This window comes from Pseudonocardia sp. SID8383 (assembly GCF_009864975.1).
In the GTDB taxonomy this organism is placed as follows: Bacteria; Actinomycetota; Actinomycetes; order Mycobacteriales; family Pseudonocardiaceae; genus Pseudonocardia; species Pseudonocardia alni.
In genome coordinates this window covers 1-17,385 of record NZ_WWFY01000917.1, presented here as the reverse complement: position 1 = coordinate 17,385, position 17,385 = coordinate 1, and the positions used below count along the sequence as shown (strand labels likewise).

At 72.7% G+C, this 17,385-nt stretch carries 16 protein-coding genes; 10 read left to right on the top strand and 6 right to left on the bottom strand.

Annotated features, from left to right (window positions below):
• Together GTW08_RS21820 and GTW08_RS21815 are read left to right on the top strand one after the other, a co-directional pair.
• On the top strand, positions 1–282 hold the full coding sequence (locus GTW08_RS21820) for a hypothetical protein (RefSeq protein ID WP_073576187.1): 282 nt from the start codon (positions 1–3) through the stop codon (positions 280–282).
• The gene (locus tag GTW08_RS21815; protein ID WP_073576188.1) at positions 279–950 is read left to right on the top strand and encodes a GntR family transcriptional regulator; all 672 of its coding nucleotides are present in this window, start codon (positions 279–281) and stop codon (positions 948–950) included. The genes GTW08_RS21820 and GTW08_RS21815 overlap by 4 nt, the downstream gene beginning before the upstream one ends.
• Positions 951–1,038: 88 nt before the next feature.
• Here the strand turns inward: GTW08_RS21815 and GTW08_RS21810 are convergent, their stop codons facing one another.
• Positions 1,039–1,929, bottom strand: a complete 891-nt coding sequence (locus GTW08_RS21810) for a thioesterase family protein (RefSeq protein WP_139282851.1) — start codon at positions 1,927–1,929, stop codon at positions 1,039–1,041.
• A gap of 154 nt (positions 1,930–2,083) precedes the next feature.
• Between GTW08_RS21810 and GTW08_RS21805 the strand changes: the two genes are divergently transcribed.
• Complete coding sequence (locus GTW08_RS21805; RefSeq protein WP_073576295.1) at positions 2,084–4,165, top strand: ATP-dependent DNA helicase; 2,082 nt, start codon at positions 2,084–2,086, stop codon at positions 4,163–4,165.
• Positions 4,166–4,238: 73 nt separating this feature from the next.
• Entirely contained in the window at positions 4,239–4,655 is a 417-nt protein-coding gene (locus GTW08_RS21800; RefSeq protein WP_073576190.1) for an organic hydroperoxide resistance protein, read from the top strand.
• A gap of 17 nt (positions 4,656–4,672) precedes the next feature.
• Here GTW08_RS21800 and GTW08_RS21795 read toward each other — a convergent pair whose 3' ends face one another.
• From GTW08_RS21795 to ctaD, 4 genes are read right to left on the bottom strand one after another with little or no spacing between them, the layout of a single operon-like run.
• Positions 4,673–5,293 carry a carboxymuconolactone decarboxylase family protein gene (locus tag GTW08_RS21795; RefSeq protein WP_157818486.1) on the bottom strand — a complete coding sequence of 207 codons (621 nt, stop codon included), beginning with the start codon at positions 5,291–5,293 and terminating at the stop codon, positions 4,673–4,675.
• A 10-nt stretch (positions 5,294–5,303) separates the two neighbouring features.
• A complete protein-coding gene (locus tag GTW08_RS21790) occupies positions 5,304–6,059 on the bottom strand; it encodes a peptidyl-tRNA hydrolase (protein ID WP_073576191.1) in 756 nt (251 codons plus the stop codon).
• A complete protein-coding gene (gene serB, locus GTW08_RS21785) occupies positions 6,056–7,279 on the bottom strand; it encodes a phosphoserine phosphatase SerB (RefSeq protein ID WP_208623051.1) in 1,224 nt (407 codons plus the stop codon). The genes GTW08_RS21790 and serB overlap by 4 nt, the downstream gene beginning before the upstream one ends.
• Positions 7,280–7,325: 46 nt before the next feature.
• Positions 7,326–9,080, bottom strand: coding sequence for a cytochrome c oxidase subunit I (gene ctaD / locus GTW08_RS21780; RefSeq protein ID WP_073576297.1), 1,755 nt, complete (start codon positions 9,078–9,080; stop codon positions 7,326–7,328).
• A gap of 240 nt (positions 9,081–9,320) precedes the next feature.
• Here ctaD and GTW08_RS21775 point away from each other — a divergent pair, with 240 nt between their 5' ends.
• Positions 9,321–10,439 carry an acyltransferase family protein gene (locus tag GTW08_RS21775; protein ID WP_174565880.1) on the top strand — a complete coding sequence of 373 codons (1,119 nt, stop codon included), beginning with the start codon at positions 9,321–9,323 and terminating at the stop codon, positions 10,437–10,439.
• On the opposite strand, the gene GTW08_RS21770 is transcribed toward GTW08_RS21775, so the two are convergent.
• The gene (locus GTW08_RS21770; protein ID WP_073576194.1) at positions 10,432–11,235 is read right to left on the bottom strand and encodes a PIG-L family deacetylase; all 804 of its coding nucleotides are present in this window, start codon (positions 11,233–11,235) and stop codon (positions 10,432–10,434) included. The genes GTW08_RS21775 and GTW08_RS21770 overlap by 8 nt on opposite strands.
• A 127-nt stretch (positions 11,236–11,362) precedes the next feature.
• Between GTW08_RS21770 and GTW08_RS21765 the strand changes: the two genes are divergently transcribed.
• The 5 genes from GTW08_RS21765 to GTW08_RS21745 all read left to right on the top strand — a co-directional run.
• Positions 11,363–13,030 carry a benzoate-CoA ligase family protein gene (locus tag GTW08_RS21765; RefSeq protein ID WP_100879812.1) on the top strand — a complete coding sequence of 556 codons (1,668 nt, stop codon included), beginning with the start codon at positions 11,363–11,365 and terminating at the stop codon, positions 13,028–13,030.
• 96 nt (positions 13,031–13,126) lie between these two features.
• Positions 13,127–13,570, top strand: coding sequence for a GNAT family N-acetyltransferase (locus tag GTW08_RS21760; RefSeq protein ID WP_073576195.1), 444 nt, complete (start codon positions 13,127–13,129; stop codon positions 13,568–13,570).
• A gap of 99 nt (positions 13,571–13,669) precedes the next feature.
• A complete protein-coding gene (gene boxC / locus GTW08_RS21755; protein ID WP_073576196.1) occupies positions 13,670–15,382 on the top strand; it encodes a 2,3-epoxybenzoyl-CoA dihydrolase in 1,713 nt (570 codons plus the stop codon).
• A gap of 3 nt (positions 15,383–15,385) precedes the next feature.
• Positions 15,386–16,798 carry a benzoyl-CoA 2,3-epoxidase subunit BoxB gene (boxB, locus tag GTW08_RS21750; protein ID WP_073576197.1) on the top strand — a complete coding sequence of 471 codons (1,413 nt, stop codon included), beginning with the start codon at positions 15,386–15,388 and terminating at the stop codon, positions 16,796–16,798.
• Between the two features lie 109 nt (positions 16,799–16,907).
• Positions 16,908–17,385, top strand: a 478-nt coding sequence (locus tag GTW08_RS21745; RefSeq protein ID WP_202417510.1) for a hypothetical protein, incomplete at its 3' end; no start/stop codon positions are given.

Here is a 17,385-nt window from a genome sequence, read left to right as displayed (position 1 = left end):
GTGTTCTCCGAACAGGACGAGCTGGAGCGGTTCCTGCTGTCGCGCCCGGCCACCGGGCGCCGCAACGGCGCCGCACCCGACTGGAGCCCGTCCGGGATCGCCGCGGCCGCGGGGGCGGCCGGGGTGCCGGCCGTCGCCGTCGCCGACCCGGCCGACGCCGTCGACCACGCCCTGACGACCGCCGGGGGTGAACCCGTCGTGGTGACCGGGTCGTTCCGGCTGCCCGGCGCGGTCGCGTCGCGTCTGGACCGCCGGGCCGTTCCCGAGGGGCAGCCCGCATGACGACCACCGAGGACGTGTTCGTGGACTTCGACAGCCCGCGGTCGCTGGCCGACCGGGCCTACGTGGCCATCCGGGACCGGCTGATCATGCTGGAGATCCCGCCGCTGGCCCCGATCGACGACGAGGCGCTGTCGACCCGGCTCGGCCTGGGCCGCACCCCGGTGCGCGAGGCGCTCAAGCGGCTGGAGACCGAGCGCCTGGTCGTGTCCTACCCGCGACGGGGGACGTTCGCGACCGCCGTCGACATCTCCGACCTGCGCGACGTGTGCGAGGTCCGGACCGTGCTGGAACCGACCGCCGCGCGGCGGGCCGCCGTCGTCGCCCCGCGGTGGCGGCGCGACGAGCTGCGTGAGCTGGCCGGGCGGGTGGCGTCGCTGGAGGCGCCGCGGATGGGCCGGATCGAGCTCATGCGGTGGGACGTGACGGTCCACCGGTCGGTGTACCGGGCCGCCGGGAACCCGTACCTGGAGGACACGCTCACCCGCTACTACCACCTGGCCACACGGATCCACTGCCTGTTCCTGGACCGCATGGACCAGGTCGGCCGCCACGTGCACGAGCACGCGGCGCTGCTGACCGCGATCGCCGACGGCGACGCCGACCGCGCCGAGGCTGTCAGCCGCGACCACGTCGTCGGCTTCGAGACCGCCGTCCGCGCGGTCCTCTGAATCGGCCCTCCGTCGCCGAGATGCAGCTCAGCGGGGTGTGGAGATCTATAACTCCCGCTGAGCCGCATCTCGGTGGATCGTGGCGGGGTCAGTCCCGGAAGCGGAACGGGGCGAGCTTCTCCGCGAGGAGGACCGGGTCGCCGTCCTCACCCGGGGCGTGGTGGAAGCCCTCGGCCTCGGCCAGGCCGATGAGCTCGCGGTCGTGGAACAGGCCGCAGACGTAGCGGACGGTGTCTTCGCCGATCTCGGTGACCGCGACGCGCATCTGGTAGATGCCCGGGTAGTGCACCTCGGCGAGGTACTGGACCGACAGCGTCGACGGGGAGAGCCCGTCGAGCGGGCCGCCCTCGGGGTAGCCCAGCACGTCGGAGTGCAGCTCGGCGAGGCCGTCGAGGTACCAGGAGGCCAGCGCGACGTTGTTCACGTGGCGGTTGGTGTCCAGGTCGGTGAAGCGGGTGCGGACGTCCCAGCGGAACGGGTAGTTCTCGCGGACGGTGCGGGCGTCGCCGCGCTCGGGACGGACCGGGGCGGGGGCCTCGATGCGCAGGGTGGTCAGCGCGCCGCGGACCTCGTCGGTCAGCGGGGTCGGGGCGTCGCCGTCGGTGTGCACCGAGGTCGACTCGCCGGTGGCGACGCACTCGTCGCCGGCGAAGACCGCGTACCGGTAGGAGAACGACGTGGTACCGACATGGCTGACGCCGACGCCGATCCGGTAGGACCCGGTGACCCGCAGCGGGGCCAGCACGTCCACCCGGATGGCGGCGAGCAGCAGCCGCACGCGGGACTGCAGGCGGGCGACCAGGTCGGCGCCGAAGGTGTCGCGCTCGACGGCGACGCGGGCGTCCTCGAACCAGCGCACCAGGGCGTCGCGGCCGATCCGGCGGCTCGGGTCGAGGTCGGCGTAGCGGGCCTCGTGCTCGATCAGCACCGGGAACATCCCCGGCTCGGGCACGGTCGGCGTCGTGATGGTTGCTGTCACCCCCCCATCGTGACGCTGTGTCGCCGCTCACCGGCAACCGGCCGTCCGGTATCACCCCCGGTGAGCGGTCCGGGTACGCCGGGTGCGCGGTCCCGGGTGCCGGGCGGCACGGTCACGGCCGGACCTGTCGGGGGCGCTCGGTAACCTGCCGGACGTGCCTCCCCCCTCGACGGCCCCCGTGCGGACCCAGGACCTGCCCGGTGTGCACGAGCTGCTCGAGGTGGCCGTCACCTCGGTCGGCGGCTCCCGCCGCGAGGGCCAGGACCGGATGGCCGACGCGGTGCGCCGCTCGCTGTCGTCCGGAGAGCACCTGGCCGTGCAGGCGGGCACCGGCACCGGGAAGTCGCTGGCCTACCTCGTGCCCGCGATCCGGCACGCGATCGCCCGCGACACCACGGTCGTCGTCTCGACGGCGACGATCGCGCTCCAGCGCCAGCTCGTGGACCGGGACCTGCCGCGCGTCGCGAAGAGCCTGAAGAAGGTGCTGGGCCGCGAGCCCACCTTCGCCATCCTCAAGGGGCGGCGGAACTACCTGTGCATGAACAAGCTCCACGGCGACATGGACGACGATCCGGGCGACGAGCAACTGTTCGACGCGTTCGCCATCTCGGCGCTCGGGCGGCAGGTGAAGCGGCTGCACGAGTGGTCGTCGGACACCGGGACCGGGGACCGCGACGAGCTGGTCCCCGGCGTCCCGGACTCCGCGTGGCGGCAGGTGTCGGTGACCGCGCGGGAGTGCCTCGGCGCGAGCCGCTGCCCGGTCGGCGAGGACTGCTTCGCCGAGAAGGCGAAGGCCGAGGCGGGGCGGGCCGACATCGTCGTCACCAACCACGCCCTTCTCGCGATCGACGCCATGGGTGAGGCTCAGGTGCTCCCCGAGCACGACGTCGTGATCGTCGACGAGGCGCACGAGCTCGTCGACCGGGTCACCGGCGCGGCCACCGCCGAGCTGACCGCGGGCACCGTCGCGACCGCGGCCCGGCGCTGCGGAAAGCTCGTCGACCAGGACACCGCGGACCGGCTCGCGGAGGCCGGTGAGGGTCTCGCCGCGGTGCTGGAGGACATGCCCCCCGGGCGCTGGGAGTCGCTGACCACCGCCGCCGCGGGCGCACTGAACGCGATCCTGTCGGCCGGGGCGGGCTGCCGGCAGTCGATGGGCGCGAACAAGCGCAGCGACGACGCCGACCCCGAGGGCGCCGCCGCGCGCAAGCTCGCCCAGGCCGTGCTCGACGAGGTCGTCGACACCGCCGCGCGGCTGCTGGAGACGTTCTCCGAGACCGACGCGGCCACGCGCCGCGACGTCGTCTGGCTGGGTGAGCAGGGTCCCGACGGCTCCCGCCACAAGGTGCTGCGGGTCGCGCCGCTGTCGGTGGGCGGGCTGCTGCGCGAGCGGCTGTTCAACACCCGCACCACCGTGCTGACCTCGGCGACCCTGGCCCTGGGCGGGTCGTTCGACGCGCTGGCCCGTCAGTGGGGCCTGCCGGCCTCGCAGCCCAGGGAGGCCGGGGCCACCCCGCCGTCGAGCGTCGACGAGGGGCACGGCCCGGTCCAGGACCCGGAGGCGCCGCGCTGGCAGGGCCTCGACGTCGGGTCCCCGTTCGCGCACGCCAAGTCCGGGATCCTCTACCTCGCCCGGCGGCTACCCAGCCCCGGCCGCGACGGCCTCGCGCCGGAGACCCTCGACGAGATCGAGGGACTCGTCCGCGCCGCCGGGGGCCGCACGCTGGGTCTGTTCTCCTCGACCCGCGCGGCGAAGCAGGCCACCGAGGCACTGCGCGGCAAGCTCGACACGCCCCTGCTGTGCCAGGGCGACGACTCCACGATGCTGCTGGTCAAGCGGTTCGCCGAGGACCCGGAGACCTCGCTGTTCGGCACGCTGTCGCTGTGGCAGGGCGTCGACGTGCCCGGCCCGTCGCTGTCCTGCGTGATCATCGACCGGATCCCGTTCCCGCGCCCGGACGACCCGCTGATCGCGGCCCGGCAGAAGGCCACCGACGCGCGCGGCGGGAACGGCTTCCTGTCGGTGTCGGCGACGCACGCGGCGCTCCTGCTCGCCCAGGGCGCCGGACGGCTGCTGCGCGCCACCGACGACCGCGGCGTCGTCGCGATCCTGGACCCGCGGATCGCGACCGCGCGCTACGGCGGCTTCCTGCGGGCGAGCCTGCCCCCGTTCTGGGAGACCACCGACCGGGAGAAGGTGCACGGCGCACTGCGCCGGCTGCGCGAGTCCTCGTGACCGGCTCCACACGGCGGACGGGCCCCGACCCGATATAGGTTGTGTGCAACCAATCGAATCCGGAGGCGCACCCGTGGCGAACTACACGACCGAGGCCACCTCGACCGGCGGCGGCCGCGACGGCCACGTCCGCAGCGACGACGGCTTCATCGACCAGGACCTGACGATGCCGCCGGAGCTGGGCGGCCCCGGGGGCGCCACCAACCCCGAGCAGCTGTTCGCCGCGGCCTACGCGGCCTGCTTCCACGGCGCGCTGAGGCTGGCCGCCCGCACGGCGAAGACCACCGTCCCCGACGACACGCAGGTCACCGCCACCATCCAGCTGGCGCCCGACGATGTGAGCTTCCACGTGGCCGCCGACATCACCGCGCACCTGCCGGGTCTGGACCAGGCGGCCGCCGACGAGCTCGTCGAGGCAGCCCACCAGGTGTGCCCGTACTCCAAGGCCACCCGCGGCAACGTCGAGGTCACCCTCACCGCGACCGTCTGACCGCGGGGCCCGGGTGCTCACGGTGCCGGGGGGATCTCCGGCGCCGGGATCTCGAAAGCGTTCAGCAGCGCCGACACCGACAGGTACATGCCGGTGAGGTGCACGGTGTCGAGCACCCCGTCGCGGCCGAGCGCGGCCTCGGCCGCGGCGTAGGTCCCGTCGGACACCCGGTGGGTGCGGACCAGCTCGTCGACGAACCGGTGCACGACGAGCTCGTCGCCGGTCAGCACGTCGGCGGCGGCGCCGTCGTGCAGCGCCCGCACCGCGTCCTCGGTCAGCCCGACCGACCGGGCGACGGCGGTGTGGGCGTACAGCTCGTACGCCGCGCCCCAGGCCGCGCCGACGGTGAGGATCACGACCTCGCGCACGGTGGCCGACAGCGACGAGTCCCGCTGGTCGGTGCCGACCCATCGGTTGAAGGCCTTCCCGGGGCCGGGCCGCAGCACGAAGGCGTTGAACGGGCCGATGAGGCCGCCGTCGTCGTCGGTGGCGGCGAAGCCGGACTCCTCGGCCCACCGGACCGAGCCGGAGTGGAGCCGCTCGGCGGTGGCGCGCTGCTCGTCGTCGAGGTCGAGGGACTCGTTGCGGGGCAGCCGGCCGCCCCAGTCGCGGGCACCGGCGGAGGGGTGTGTGGTCACACCCGGTGGATCACCGCCCGGCGGTCCCGGCAAACGCGGCCCGGGCCAGCGCGAGGCAGGTCATGGTGCCCGGGTCGACCTCCGTGAAGCCGGCGTCCCGTACTCCGACCACGCCGTCGGTGCCGTCGTCGGCGACCGGGCACAGCCGGTCCCAGGCGGCCCGGTCCGCGGTCCGCACCGCGCACACCGGTGCCGCACCGACCGGCCAGCCGAGGGCCGCACCGAGCAGCATCGTGGCGTGCCCGACCTGCGCGGCCGCCTTGCCGACCGTCATCTCCGCGTACGGGGACAGCAGCACCAGCGGGGCGCCCGGATCGGGCGGGCCCGGCTCGTCGACGGGCAGCTCGGTGCCCCCGATCTGCAGCCGCGACACCACCTTCGGCGCTTCGTCGACCGGTCCGGGCAACAGCGCGCGGGCCTCGGCGTCGCCGACCTGCACCGTCACGCCGGGCAGCTCCTGGACCGCACGCCAGTGCGCGCCGCGCGCCCGGCGGGCGATCTTGCGGATGCGCCCGTCCACCCAGGGGGCGACGGCGTCGGACCACTCGCCGCCGGGCTGGGCCCGCGGGTCGGTGCAGACGGCGACCGCGGCCGTCGCGGCGGCCTCCAGCAGCGCGGTGCGTCCGGGGAGCGGGTCGCGCTCGATCCGCAGCACGACCGGCATAGCCCGGACGACGCCGTCGGCCTCCGGCGCGATGTCGCGCTCCCGCGCCCCGGACCCGTAGCGGCCCGCGAGCAGATCCAGGATCGGTGCGGGACCGGTCACGCCAGCGGGACCCGGCGGAGCACACCCTCGGCGGCGTCGGCGGCCTCGACCTCGGTGCGGGTGATGCCCAGGACGAACAGCACGACGTCGAGGTAGGGCACCGACACCGAGGTGTCGGCGATCTCGCGCAGCGCCTGCTTGGCGTTGAACGCCACCCCGAGCCCGGCGGTGGAGAGCATGTCGATGTCGTTCGCGCCGTCGCCGACCGCGACGGTCTGGTCGAGCGGGATGCCGTGGGCCTCGGCGAACCGGCGCAGTGCGACGGCCTTCCCGGCCCGGTCGACGACCTCGCCGACGACCCGCCCGGTGAGCTTCCCCCCGGAGATCTCCAGCTCGTTCGCGGCCACGAAGTCGAGCTTGAGCTCGCGGGCGAGACCGGCGATGACCTGGGTGAACCCACCCGAGACGACGCCGCAGCGGAAGCCGAGCCTGCGCAGCGTGCGGATCGTGGTGCGGGCGCCGGGGGTCAGCTCGATCCCGGCGGCCACCTCGTCGACGACGGAGGCGGGCAGCCCCTCCAGCGCGGCGACGCGGCGGGTCAGCGACTCGGTGAAGTCGAGCCTGCCCGCCATGGCCTCCTCGGTGACCCGCCGGACCTCGGCCTCGACGTCGGCCCCCGCGCGGGCGGCCAGCATCTCGATGACCTCGCCCTGGATCAGGGTGGAGTCGACGTCGAACACGATGAGCCGCTTGCTGCGCCGGGCCAGCCCGGCCCGTGTCACCGCGACGTCGACGCCCGCCTGCCGGGCCACCCGGACCAGCCGCCTGCGCAGCGTGCCGGGCGGGTAGTCGTCGGCGTCGCCCTCGGGGACCGGGGAGACGAGCAGCTCCAGCCCGGTCACCGGGTAGTCGGCGACCCGGCGGATGGAGTCGATGTTGGCGCCGACCGCGGCGAGTTCCGCGGCGATCGCGCCGAACGCGCGGGCCGTGATCGGCCTGCCCAGGACCGTGACGACGTGCGTCGACGGCGTCCGGGCGGCCTGACGGCCGTCACGCTGGATCTCGATGTGCACGGTCATGGCGATGGAGTCCATCGCCGCGCCCACCGTCTCCTGCAGGTCCTCCGGATCCCCTGCCGGCACGACGAGCGCGCCCAGGGTGAGCCGGCCGTTCACCACGACCTGTTCCAGGTCGAGCAGCTCGACGCCGGCCGTGGTGAGCGCGGTGAACAGCACGGAGCTGACACCGGGCCGGTCCGGCCCGGTCACCGTGACAAGCACGGTGGGCCGGGCCGGACCGGGAGGGACGGGGTGAGCCGCCGACACCTCAGGTCGACTTGGGGTCGTCGTCCGGCATGGACTCCTTGCCGACCTGCTGCGCGAGGACCTCGGTCGGGTGCGCCCGGTTGCCGACGTGCGCCTCGGCGCGCGCCTTCTCGACCAGGTGCGGGTAGTGCAGGTCGAACGCCGGGCGCTCGGAGCGGATCCGGGGCAGCTCGGTGAAGTTGTGCCGCGGCGGCGGGGACGAGGTGGCCCACTCCAGCGAGTTGCCGAAGCCCCACGGGTCGTCGACGGTGCAGACCCGGCCGAACCGGTAGCTCTTGAACACGTTGTAGAAGAACGGCAGCGTCGAGGCACCGAGGATGAACGCGCCGATCGAGGAGATCGTGTTCAGCGTGGTGAAGCCGTCCGAGGGCAGGTAGTCCGCGTAGCGACGCGGGTAGCCCTCGTTGCCCAGCCAGTGCTGCACCAGGAAGGTCAGGTGGAACCCGAGGAAGGTCAGCCAGAAGTGGATCTTGCCGAGCTTCTCGTCGAGGAAGCGGCCGGTCATCTTCGGGAACCAGAAGTAGATCCCGCCGAAGGTCGCGAACACGATCGTGCCGTAGAGCACGTAGTGGAAGTGCGCGACGACGAAGTAGGTGTCCGACACGTGGAAGTCCACCGGCGGCATCGCGAGCAGGATGCCGGTCAGGCCGCCGAAGAGGAACGTGACGAGGAAGCCGACCGAGAACAGCATCGGCGTCTCGTAGGTGATCTTGCCCTTCCACAGGGTGCCGATCCAGTTGACGAACTTGACGCCCGTCGGGATGGCGATGAGGAACGTGGTGAAGGCGAAGAACGAGAGCATGATCGCGCCGGTGGCGTACATGTGGTGCGCCCACACCGCGACCGACAGCGCCGCGATGGCGATGGTCGCGAAGACCAGGCCCTTGTAGCCGAAGATCGGCTTGCGGGCGAACACCGGGAAGATCTCCGAGACGATGCCGAAGAACGGCAACGCGACGATGTAGACCTCCGGATGGCCGAAGAACCAGAACAGGTGCTGCCAGAGCACCACACCACCGTTGGCCGGGTTGAAGATTTGCGCACCGAGGTGGCGGTCCGCGGCCAGCGCGAGCAGCGCGGCGGTCAGGATCGGGAACGCGATCAGGATCAGCAGCGCGGTGATGAAGATGTTCCAGGTGAAGATCGGCATCCGGAACATCGTCATGCCGGGCGCGCGCATGCAGACGATGGTCGTCACGAAGTTGACGCCACCCAGGATCGTGCCCAGGCCGGAGACGACCAGCCCCATGATCCAGAGGTCACCGCCCGGCCCCGGCGAACGCACCGCGTCCGACAGCGGGGTGTAGGCGAACCAGCCGAAGTCGGCGGCACCACCGGGGGTCAGGAAGCCGGAGACGACGATGAGGCCGCCGAACAGGTACAGCCAGTACGAGAACGAGTTGAGCCGCGGGAACGCGACGTCGGGGGCACCGATCTGCAGCGGCACGATGTAGTTCGCGAAACCGAAGACGATCGGCGTCGCGAACAGCAGCAGCATGATCGTGCCGTGCATGGTGAACAGCTGGTTGTACTGCTCGGTCGACAGGAACTGCAGTTCCGGCCGCGCGAGCTCGGCGCGGATCAGCAGCGCCATGACCCCGCCGACGGCGAAGAAGCCGAACGACGTCGTCAGATAGAGGATCGCGATGTCCTTCGGGTCCGTCGTCCTCAACATCTTGAGGAACGTGGATCCCTTGCCCTCACGCCGCGCCGGATACGGGCGCGTCGAGATCGGCTTGGGCTCGACGGCTGTCACCTGGGCCTCCATGCACTTGCCTGACCTGAGCACGTCCTCGCGGACGGGCAGACTCTACTTCCCGACCGGCGAGCGGCGCCCGTCCGGTCCGGGAGATCCACTCCGTGGGTCCCGGCTCGTCGCACGGCGCGCGCCGATTGTGCTCTACGGAGAGTAGAACCGACAGCCCCCGACCGCGCACTCAGGGCGCCCTTCACCCGGATCAACAGGTCGCCGGCGGTGTGCGACGGTGGAGATGTGGTGGTTCCGACACCCCCGCCGGGGACCCGTCGCCGGGAGCCCGGCTGGGACGTACTGCGCAGCACCTTCGTGCTGCTGGTCGTGCTCTACCACGCCACGCACCTCGGCCCGGTGCTCCACCCGGAGCTGGCGCCGCGCAGCGTCTCCTTCGACCACCAGGTCGGGGCGAGCCTGCTGCTGGTCGTCTCGGCCTACTTCGCCTGCGCGACGCTCGGCCGCCACTCCCCCGGGCGCTACTGGTGGGGGCGGGTCGCGCGGCTGCTGCCGGCGTTCGTCGTCGCGGTGCCGCTGGCCTGGGTGGCCCTGCGCTTCGTGTCCCCGCCGGACTGGGCGTCGCCGCCGGCACGGGAGATGGTCGTCAACTGGCTGATGCTGGGGAACTGGGACACCGAGCGCTACCCGTGGCTCGACCCGGCGTTCTGGACGTTGCCGCTGCAGCTGATGGCGTTCACCGCCGCCGCGGTGCTGAGCGTGACGCGCTGGGGGTACGGGCCGCGGCTGCGGGTGCTGCTGTGGGCGATGGTGGTCGTCCCGCTGCTGCTGTGGCCGCTGCGGGCGCGGCCGGGCGACGTCGCCGACCCGCCGTGGTGGTACCGGACCGTCGTCGACGGGCTGGGGTTCCACCGGTTGCACCTGTTCGTGGCCGGGATCGCGGTGTGGCTGTGGTCAACCCGGCGGATGCGCACCCCGCACGCGATCGCCCTGCTCGCGGTGTGCGGCCTGGCCCAGTTCGTGCACGGCCTCGAGCCGGGGCCCGACGGCGTCGTGCGGATCGACATCGACCACCTCGACGCGGTCGCCGCCGCGCTGGTCTGCGCCGGGATCGCGCTCGTCGCCGTGGTGGCCCGGCTGCCCCGGCGGGGCTCGCGGATGCCCGCCCCGCTGGCGACGGCGGCGCGCAGGCTCGCCGGCATCTCCTACGGCGTCTACCTGGTGCACCAGACCGTCGGCTACGTGCTGATGCGCCGGCTGCAGGACCTCGGCGCCGGGCCGCTGCTGCAGTCCGCGGCGATGCTGGCGACGGCGGTGCTGCTCGGCTGGGTGCTGACCCGGCTGGTGGAACGCCCGGCCCACGCCGCGCTGATGCGGGCGTGGGACCGGCGCGCGGGCGTCACCTGAGCGGCTCGAAGACCTCGGTCCAGATCTCGGGCGCGGTGGCCGGGTTGGGCTGCGCGTCGACGATGTAGAACTCGGTGCCCAGCCCCATCGCGAACACCGGGTCCGGCATCGTCAGCATGAAGTGGTCGGGGCCCATCTGGCTGGCGTGCGCCCGCATCGAGGCCCGCTTGGTCTCGGCGTACTCGACGGCCTCGACCCGGTGGGTGATCTCGGACTCGGGCTTGCCGAACGACGGGTCGTCGGGGATGTCGAGGGAGAAGTCGGCGCCGCCGTCGGCGCGCAGCCCCTTCATCCCGCGCAGCAGCCAGTCCCGGTTGGTGGTGTTCTGCGCGACGACCGGCACCCCGGCGAGCTCGCCCGCGCGGGCGCCCACCCGGTGCACCTGGATGTGGTCGGGGTGGCCGTAGCCGCCGTTGTCGTCGTAGGTGGTGAGGACGTCGGCCTCCTCCTCCTCGAGGATCAGCGCGAGCCTCTTGGCCGCATGCTCCACCGGGGCCTGCCAGAAGCAGTAGGGGGCGTCGTTGCTGGGCTCGCCCATCATCCCGGAGTCGACGTAGCCGAGGAACTCCACGCGGGCGACGCCGAGGGCGCGGGCCGAGGCGTGGCACTCCGCGGAGCGGCGGACCGGCAGCTGCTCCCCTTCGGCCAGGACGCCGGGTACCGGCTCCCCCAGCTCGCCACGGGTGGCGAAGACGAGGACGACGCGGTGGCCGAGCGCGGCGGCCTTGGCGAGCGTGCCGGCGGTGCCGATCGACTCGTCGTCGGGATGGGCATGGAAGCTGACGAGGGTCCCCACGGACGGTGAGCCTAGGAGCCGGTCCCGGCCGCCCCGCACCGGCCCGTCGTCGATCTACACACCGTTGACGCGCCGTCCGATGTGTGTAGCATCACAGGTCCCCGAACCGGCACAGGAGCCACCCACCATGGCCGATGTCGTCAGCGTCGACAACGTCGATCCCGCCCACACCACCGTGCCCGTCCCCCGCAGCGCGCAGCAGGCGCCGGCGGCGTTCAACGCCGCCGCGCACCTCACCGCCGCGCGGGTCGAGGCCGGGGACGGACACCGCACCGCCGTCCGGTTCCCCGGTGGCTCGCTCACCTACGCCGCACTGACCGACCGGGTACGGCTCGTCGCCGGGGCCCTGCGCCGGGCCGGCGTGCGGCCCGAGCAGCGCGTGCTGCTCGTGATGCCCGACGACGTCGAGCTGTTCACCGCGATCCTCGCGACCCTGTGGGCCGGCGCGGTCGCCGTGCCGTGTTCGACGATGCTGACCGGACGCGAGCTCGCCGTGCTCGTCCGGGACTCGCGGGCGACCACCGTGATCGGCGGCGAGACGTTCGCCGAGCACCTCACCGAGGCCGTCGCGGGGGCGCCCGACCTGGAGCGCGTCGTACTGACCGGGGCCGACCCGCTGGTCGCCGGGGTCACCTCCCTGACCTGGGACGCCCTGCTCGACGGCGCCGACCCGCTGCCCGAGCCGCACCCGACCTGGGGGGAGTCCCAGGCGCTCTGGCTCTACACCTCGGGCACGACCGGCAAGCCCAAGGGCGCCATGCACCGCCACGACGACATCCGGTTCGTCGCCGACACCTACGGCCGCCAGGTCCTCGGAATCCACCGCGACGACGTCTGCCTGTCGGTCGCGAAGCTGTTCTTCGCCTACGGCATCGGCAACTCGATGTTCTTCCCGCTCTCGGTCGGCGCCTGCACCGTCCTGGAACCGTCCCGGCCGAACCCCGAGCACTACTCCCGCCTCGCCGAGCAGCACGGCGCGACGCTGTTCTTCGCCGTCCCCAGCTTCTGGGGCCCGATGATCGCCGCCGAGCTGCCGCGCGAGCGGTTCGCCACCGTGCGCCGCGGCGCGTCGGCGGGCGAGGCGCTGCCCGCGCGGATGTTCCACGGCGTCCTCGGCCGCTACGGCTTCGAGGTCCTGGACGGGATCGGCTCCACCGAGGCACTGCACATCTTCATCTCCAACCGGCCGGGCGAGGTCGTGCCGGGGAGCTCCGGCTTCCCGGTCCCCGGCTACGAGGTGGAGCTGCGACGGCCGGACGGCAGCGTCATCGACGGCCCCGGCGAGCAGGGCATGCTCTACGTCGCGGGCGACTCGGTGTGCACCGGCTACTGGTGCCGTACGGAGATCAACCGCGCGGTGTTCCAGGGCCGCTGGATGCGCACCGGAGACCAGTACGTCCGCGGCGAGGACGGGTCGTGGACCTGCCTGGGCCGGGCCGACGACGTCCTCAAGGTCGGGGGTATCTGGGTCTCCCCCGGCGAGGTCGAGACCCGCCTGCTGGAGCATCCGGGGCTCGCGGAGGCGGTCGTCGTCGGGATCCCGGACGACGACGGGCTGGACAAGCCGGTCGCGTTCGTCGTGCCCCGCGACCCGGCGGCGGCGCCGTCGGAGGCCGAGCTGGTCGCGTTCTGCCGCGAGGGGCTGGCCTCGTTCAAGCGGCCGCGCGCCGTGGTCACCGTCGACGAGCTGCCCAAGACCCCCACCGGGAAGATCCAGCGCTACCGGCTGCGCGCGCACGCCGCCGCGCTGCCGGGGGCCACGGGGCACCCCGGCGATCCGGAGACGGTGGTCTGAGGACCGTCCGGGGTGTCTCGATGTTGGACGTTCGCTCGACCCGGGCCGCTCCGCCGGGGTTCACTCGGCGGACACACCGACGGCGAGGAGGCCGGCGTGGACACGTGGGACTGGATCCCGGAGACCCCCGCGACCTGGGACGACCGGAAGGGCCGGGTGCTCGACGGTCTCGACCCCGCGCTGTTCGGCCTCGGCCGTCCCGGCGACGGCGACCCGCTCGGCGACGAGTGGTGGCGCGTCGAGGACACCGACGGCACGGCCGTCGCCTACGGCCGGCTCGACGGCAGCTGGGGTGACGCCGAGATCCTGGTCCTCGTCGCCCCCGCGGCCCGGCACTCCGGCGTCGGCTCGTTCGTGCTGGAGCGGTTGGAGGCCGAGGCGGGCCGGCGGCGGCTGAACTACCTCTACAACGTCGTGCCGCACGGCCACCCCGACCCCGAGCCGGTGACCGCCTGGCTCACCGCACGCGGCTTCGCCCGCAACGACGTCGGCGAGCTGCGCAAGCAGGTCCCGGCCGCGCTGGTGCAGAACCAGGGCTGAGCCGGCCGGGCCACACCCCGACACTCCACACTCTTCCGTCGCCACGTCATCTGGTTGTAGTCTTTGATGGCCGCAACGACGCGTGGAGGAGCGGAGTCCATGAGCAGTGCAGACCCGTCCGTCGACCCGGACGACGGAGACGTCCCGCCGGTGGACTTCGACCGCGACCCGTCGGGCTACCGGCACTGGCAGCTCGCGCTCGACCCGCACGACCCCACGGTCGCGTACGTGAAGCTCGACGTCGACGAGGCGGGCGGCCTCGTCCCCGGCTACGAGCTGAAGATGAACTCCTACGACCTCGGCGTCGACATCGAGCTCTACGACATCACCCAGCGGCTGCGGTTCACCCATCCCCGGGTCAGGGCCGTCGTGTTGACCAGCGCCAAGGACCGCAACTTCTGCGCGGGCGCGAACATCCGGATGCTCGCCGGGTCCTCGCACCCGTGGAAGGTGAACTTCTGCAAGTTCACCAACGAGACCCGCAACGGCATCGAGGACGCGACCGCGTACTCCGGCCAGACCTGGATCGCCGCCGTCAACGGCACGGCCGCCGGCGGCGGCTACGAGATGGCGCTGGCCTGCGAGCGGATCCTGCTGATCGACGACAATTCCTCCACCGTCGCACTGCCCGAGGTCCCGCTGCTCGGCGTGCTGCCCGGCACCGGCGGCCTCACCCGCGTCACCGACAAGCGCCGCGTCCGCAAGGACCGCGCCGACGTGTTCGCCACGAGGTCCGAGGGCTTCGGCGGGAAGCAGGCCGTCGAGTGGAAGCTCGTCGACGAGGTGATCCCCAAGCGCCGCTGGGACGAGACCGTGGCCGAGCGGGCCGTCGAGGCCGCGGCGGCGTCGACGCGGCTGCCCGCGGACGACGGGATCGAGCTGCCCCCGCTGGAGCGCACCGAGACCGCCGACGGCATCACCTACCCGCACGTGCGCGCGGAGTTCGACCGTGACCGGGGCCTGGTGGAGATCACCGTCGACGGGCCGGGGGGCGGTGTCCCGGAGAGCATCGAGCGCGTGCACGCCCTCGGCGCGGACTTCTGGCCGCTGGCCATGACCCGCCAGCTCGACGACCTGATCCTGCGGCTGCGCAGCAACGAACCCGAGCTGGGCACCTGGGTGATCCGCACCCGGGGCGACGTCGAGGACGCGCTGGCCTTCGAGCGCGTCATCGAGCAGCACTCGGGCGACGACTGGCTGGTCAACGAGATCCGGCACTATTTCAAGCGCACGCTCAAGCGCCTGGACGTCACCAGCCGCAGCCTGATCGCGCTGGTCGAGCCGGGCTCCTGCTTCGCCGGTGCGCTGCTGGAGCTGGCCCTGGCGTGTGACCGCCAGTACATGCTCGACGGCACGATCGAGGGCGACGAGCAGGGCGACGAGGCCCAGATCATGCTCACGGCGTCGAACTTCGGCACCTTCCCGATGCCCAACGGGCCGTCCCGGCTCGCGAGCCGCTTCCACGGCGACGACGACCACGTCGCCACGCTCCGCAAGGAGGTGGGGCGCCGCCTCACCGCGGGCGAGGCGCTGGAGCTGGGCCTGGTCACCGACGCCCCGGACGACATCGACTGGGACGACGAGGTCCGCATCATGCTCGAGGAGCGGGCCTCGCTCTCGCCGGACGCGCTGACCGGGATGGAGGCCAACCACCGGTTCGTCGGGCCGGAGACGATGGAGAGCCGCATCTTCGGCCGGCTCACCGCCTGGCAGAACTGGATCTTCGTGCGCCCGAACGCCTCCGGGCCGGAGGGCGCACTGCGCAAGTACGGGACGGGCCGCAGGGCCGACTTCGACCGCAAGCGGGTGTGAGCCATGAGCATCGACTACTCCGAGAAGATCCCCAACAACGTCGACCTCGCCGGGGACCGCAAGCTGCAGCGCGCCCTGGAGTCCTGGCAGCCCAACTTCCTCACCTGGTGGAAGACGATGGGCCCGGCCGTGCCGACCCAGGACGTCTACCTGCGCACCGCCGTCGACGTCGGCAAGGAGGGCTGGGCGCAGTTCGGCCACGTCGCGATGGAGGAGTACCGCTGGGGCGTGTTCCTCGCCGAGCGCTCCGACGACCGCCGGATCGCCTTCGGCGAGAACCGCGGCGAGCCGGTCTGGCAGCAGGTGCCCGGCGAGTACCGCGCCGACCTGCAGCGCCTGATCGTCATCCAGGGCGACACCGAGCCGGCCTCGGTCGAGCAGCAGCGCCGCCTCGGCGAGACCGCCCCCAGCCTCTACGACCTGCGCAACCTCTTCCAGGTCAACGTCGAGGAGGGCCGCCACCTCTGGGCGATGGTGTACCTGCTGCACGCCTACTTCGGCCGCAACGGCCGCGAGGAGGCCGAGGCGCTGCTGCAGCGCAACTCCGGCGACCTCGACAGCCCTCGCATCCTCGGTGCGTTCAACGAGGAGACCCCGGACTGGCTGTCGTTCTTCATGTTCACCTACTTCACCGACCGGGACGGCAAGTACCAGCTCGGCACGTTGAAGGAGTCCGCCTTCGACCCGCTCTCGCGCACCTGCGAGTTCATGTTGAAGGAGGAGGCCCACCACATGTTCGTGGGCACCACCGGTATCGACCGGGTGATCCAGCGGACCTGCGAGCTGATGCGCTCCCACGACACCGCCGACATCGCCCCGCACGGCGGCATCCCGCTGGACGTGATCCAGAAGTACATCAACTTCCACTACTCGGTCAGCCTCGACCTGTTCGGCTCCGAGCAGTCGACGAACGCGGCGAACTACTTCACCGCCGGGCTCAAGGGCCGCTGGCAGGAGGAGCGGCGTCGCGACGACCACGTGCTGACCGAGGACGGCTACGGCATGGAGCAGGTCCGCGACGGCGGCGTCGTCACCGACGAGGTCCCGGCCCTGCTGGCGCTGAACCTGGACCTGCGCAACGAGTACGTGAAGGACTGCCAGTCCGGGCTGAAGCGCTGGAACCGCATCCTGGAGAAGAACGGGTTCGACGACCGCGTCTACCTCCCGCACGTCGGGTTCAACCGGCAGGTCGGGCTGTTCTCCTCCCACGAGCTCACCCCGAAGGGCGACCTGATCTCCGCCGATGTGTGGGCGTCCCGGCAGGACGACTGGCTGCCGTCGGAGGCGGACCGGACGTTCGTGCAGAACCTGATGCGCCCGGTCTACGAGCCCGGGAAGATCGCGGGCTGGATCGCGCCGCCGTCGAACGGGATCAACGGCAAGCCCTTCGAGTACGAGTACGTCCACCTCGCCTGATCGTCCACAGCGGACCGTTCACCGAGAGTGGTCACCGTTCGCCGAACGGGTGACCGTTCGCCGCCCGTCGCGCTCGCGCGCCCCCGGATCGGGCCCGTTGACTGAGCCCGTGATCACAGGACGGGGTGCGGCGGGCACACAACGCGACGGCGACACCGCCGACCGGGTCGACGACCGGGTCGGCGGCGCAGGTGTGGCCGCCCGGTTCGGCCGCGACGCCGCCGACGACGCGTCGCCCCCGGTGTTCGGCACCGCCCCGTGGGGCTACCGGCGGGCCGGGGTCGACGCCTGGGCGAGCTGGGTCGCCCGCCTCGTGGAACAGGGCCGCCGGGAGACCGTCCGGGCGGACAGCGCGGAGGCCACCCTGCAGGCGACCCTGCAACGCCTCGACGAGCTGGAACGACGGCACGACCCGGCCCCTGCGTCCCCGATCCCTCCGTCCCCGGAGGCCGCGTCCCCGGAGGCCGCGTTCCCCGAGGTCGCGGGTACGGGTTCACCGGACACGGGATCGAACGCTCCGGGCACCTCGGGCACCGGCGCCCCGGCCGCGCTGCCCCGGCGTCGTCCCGGTGCGGCGGGCGCCCCCG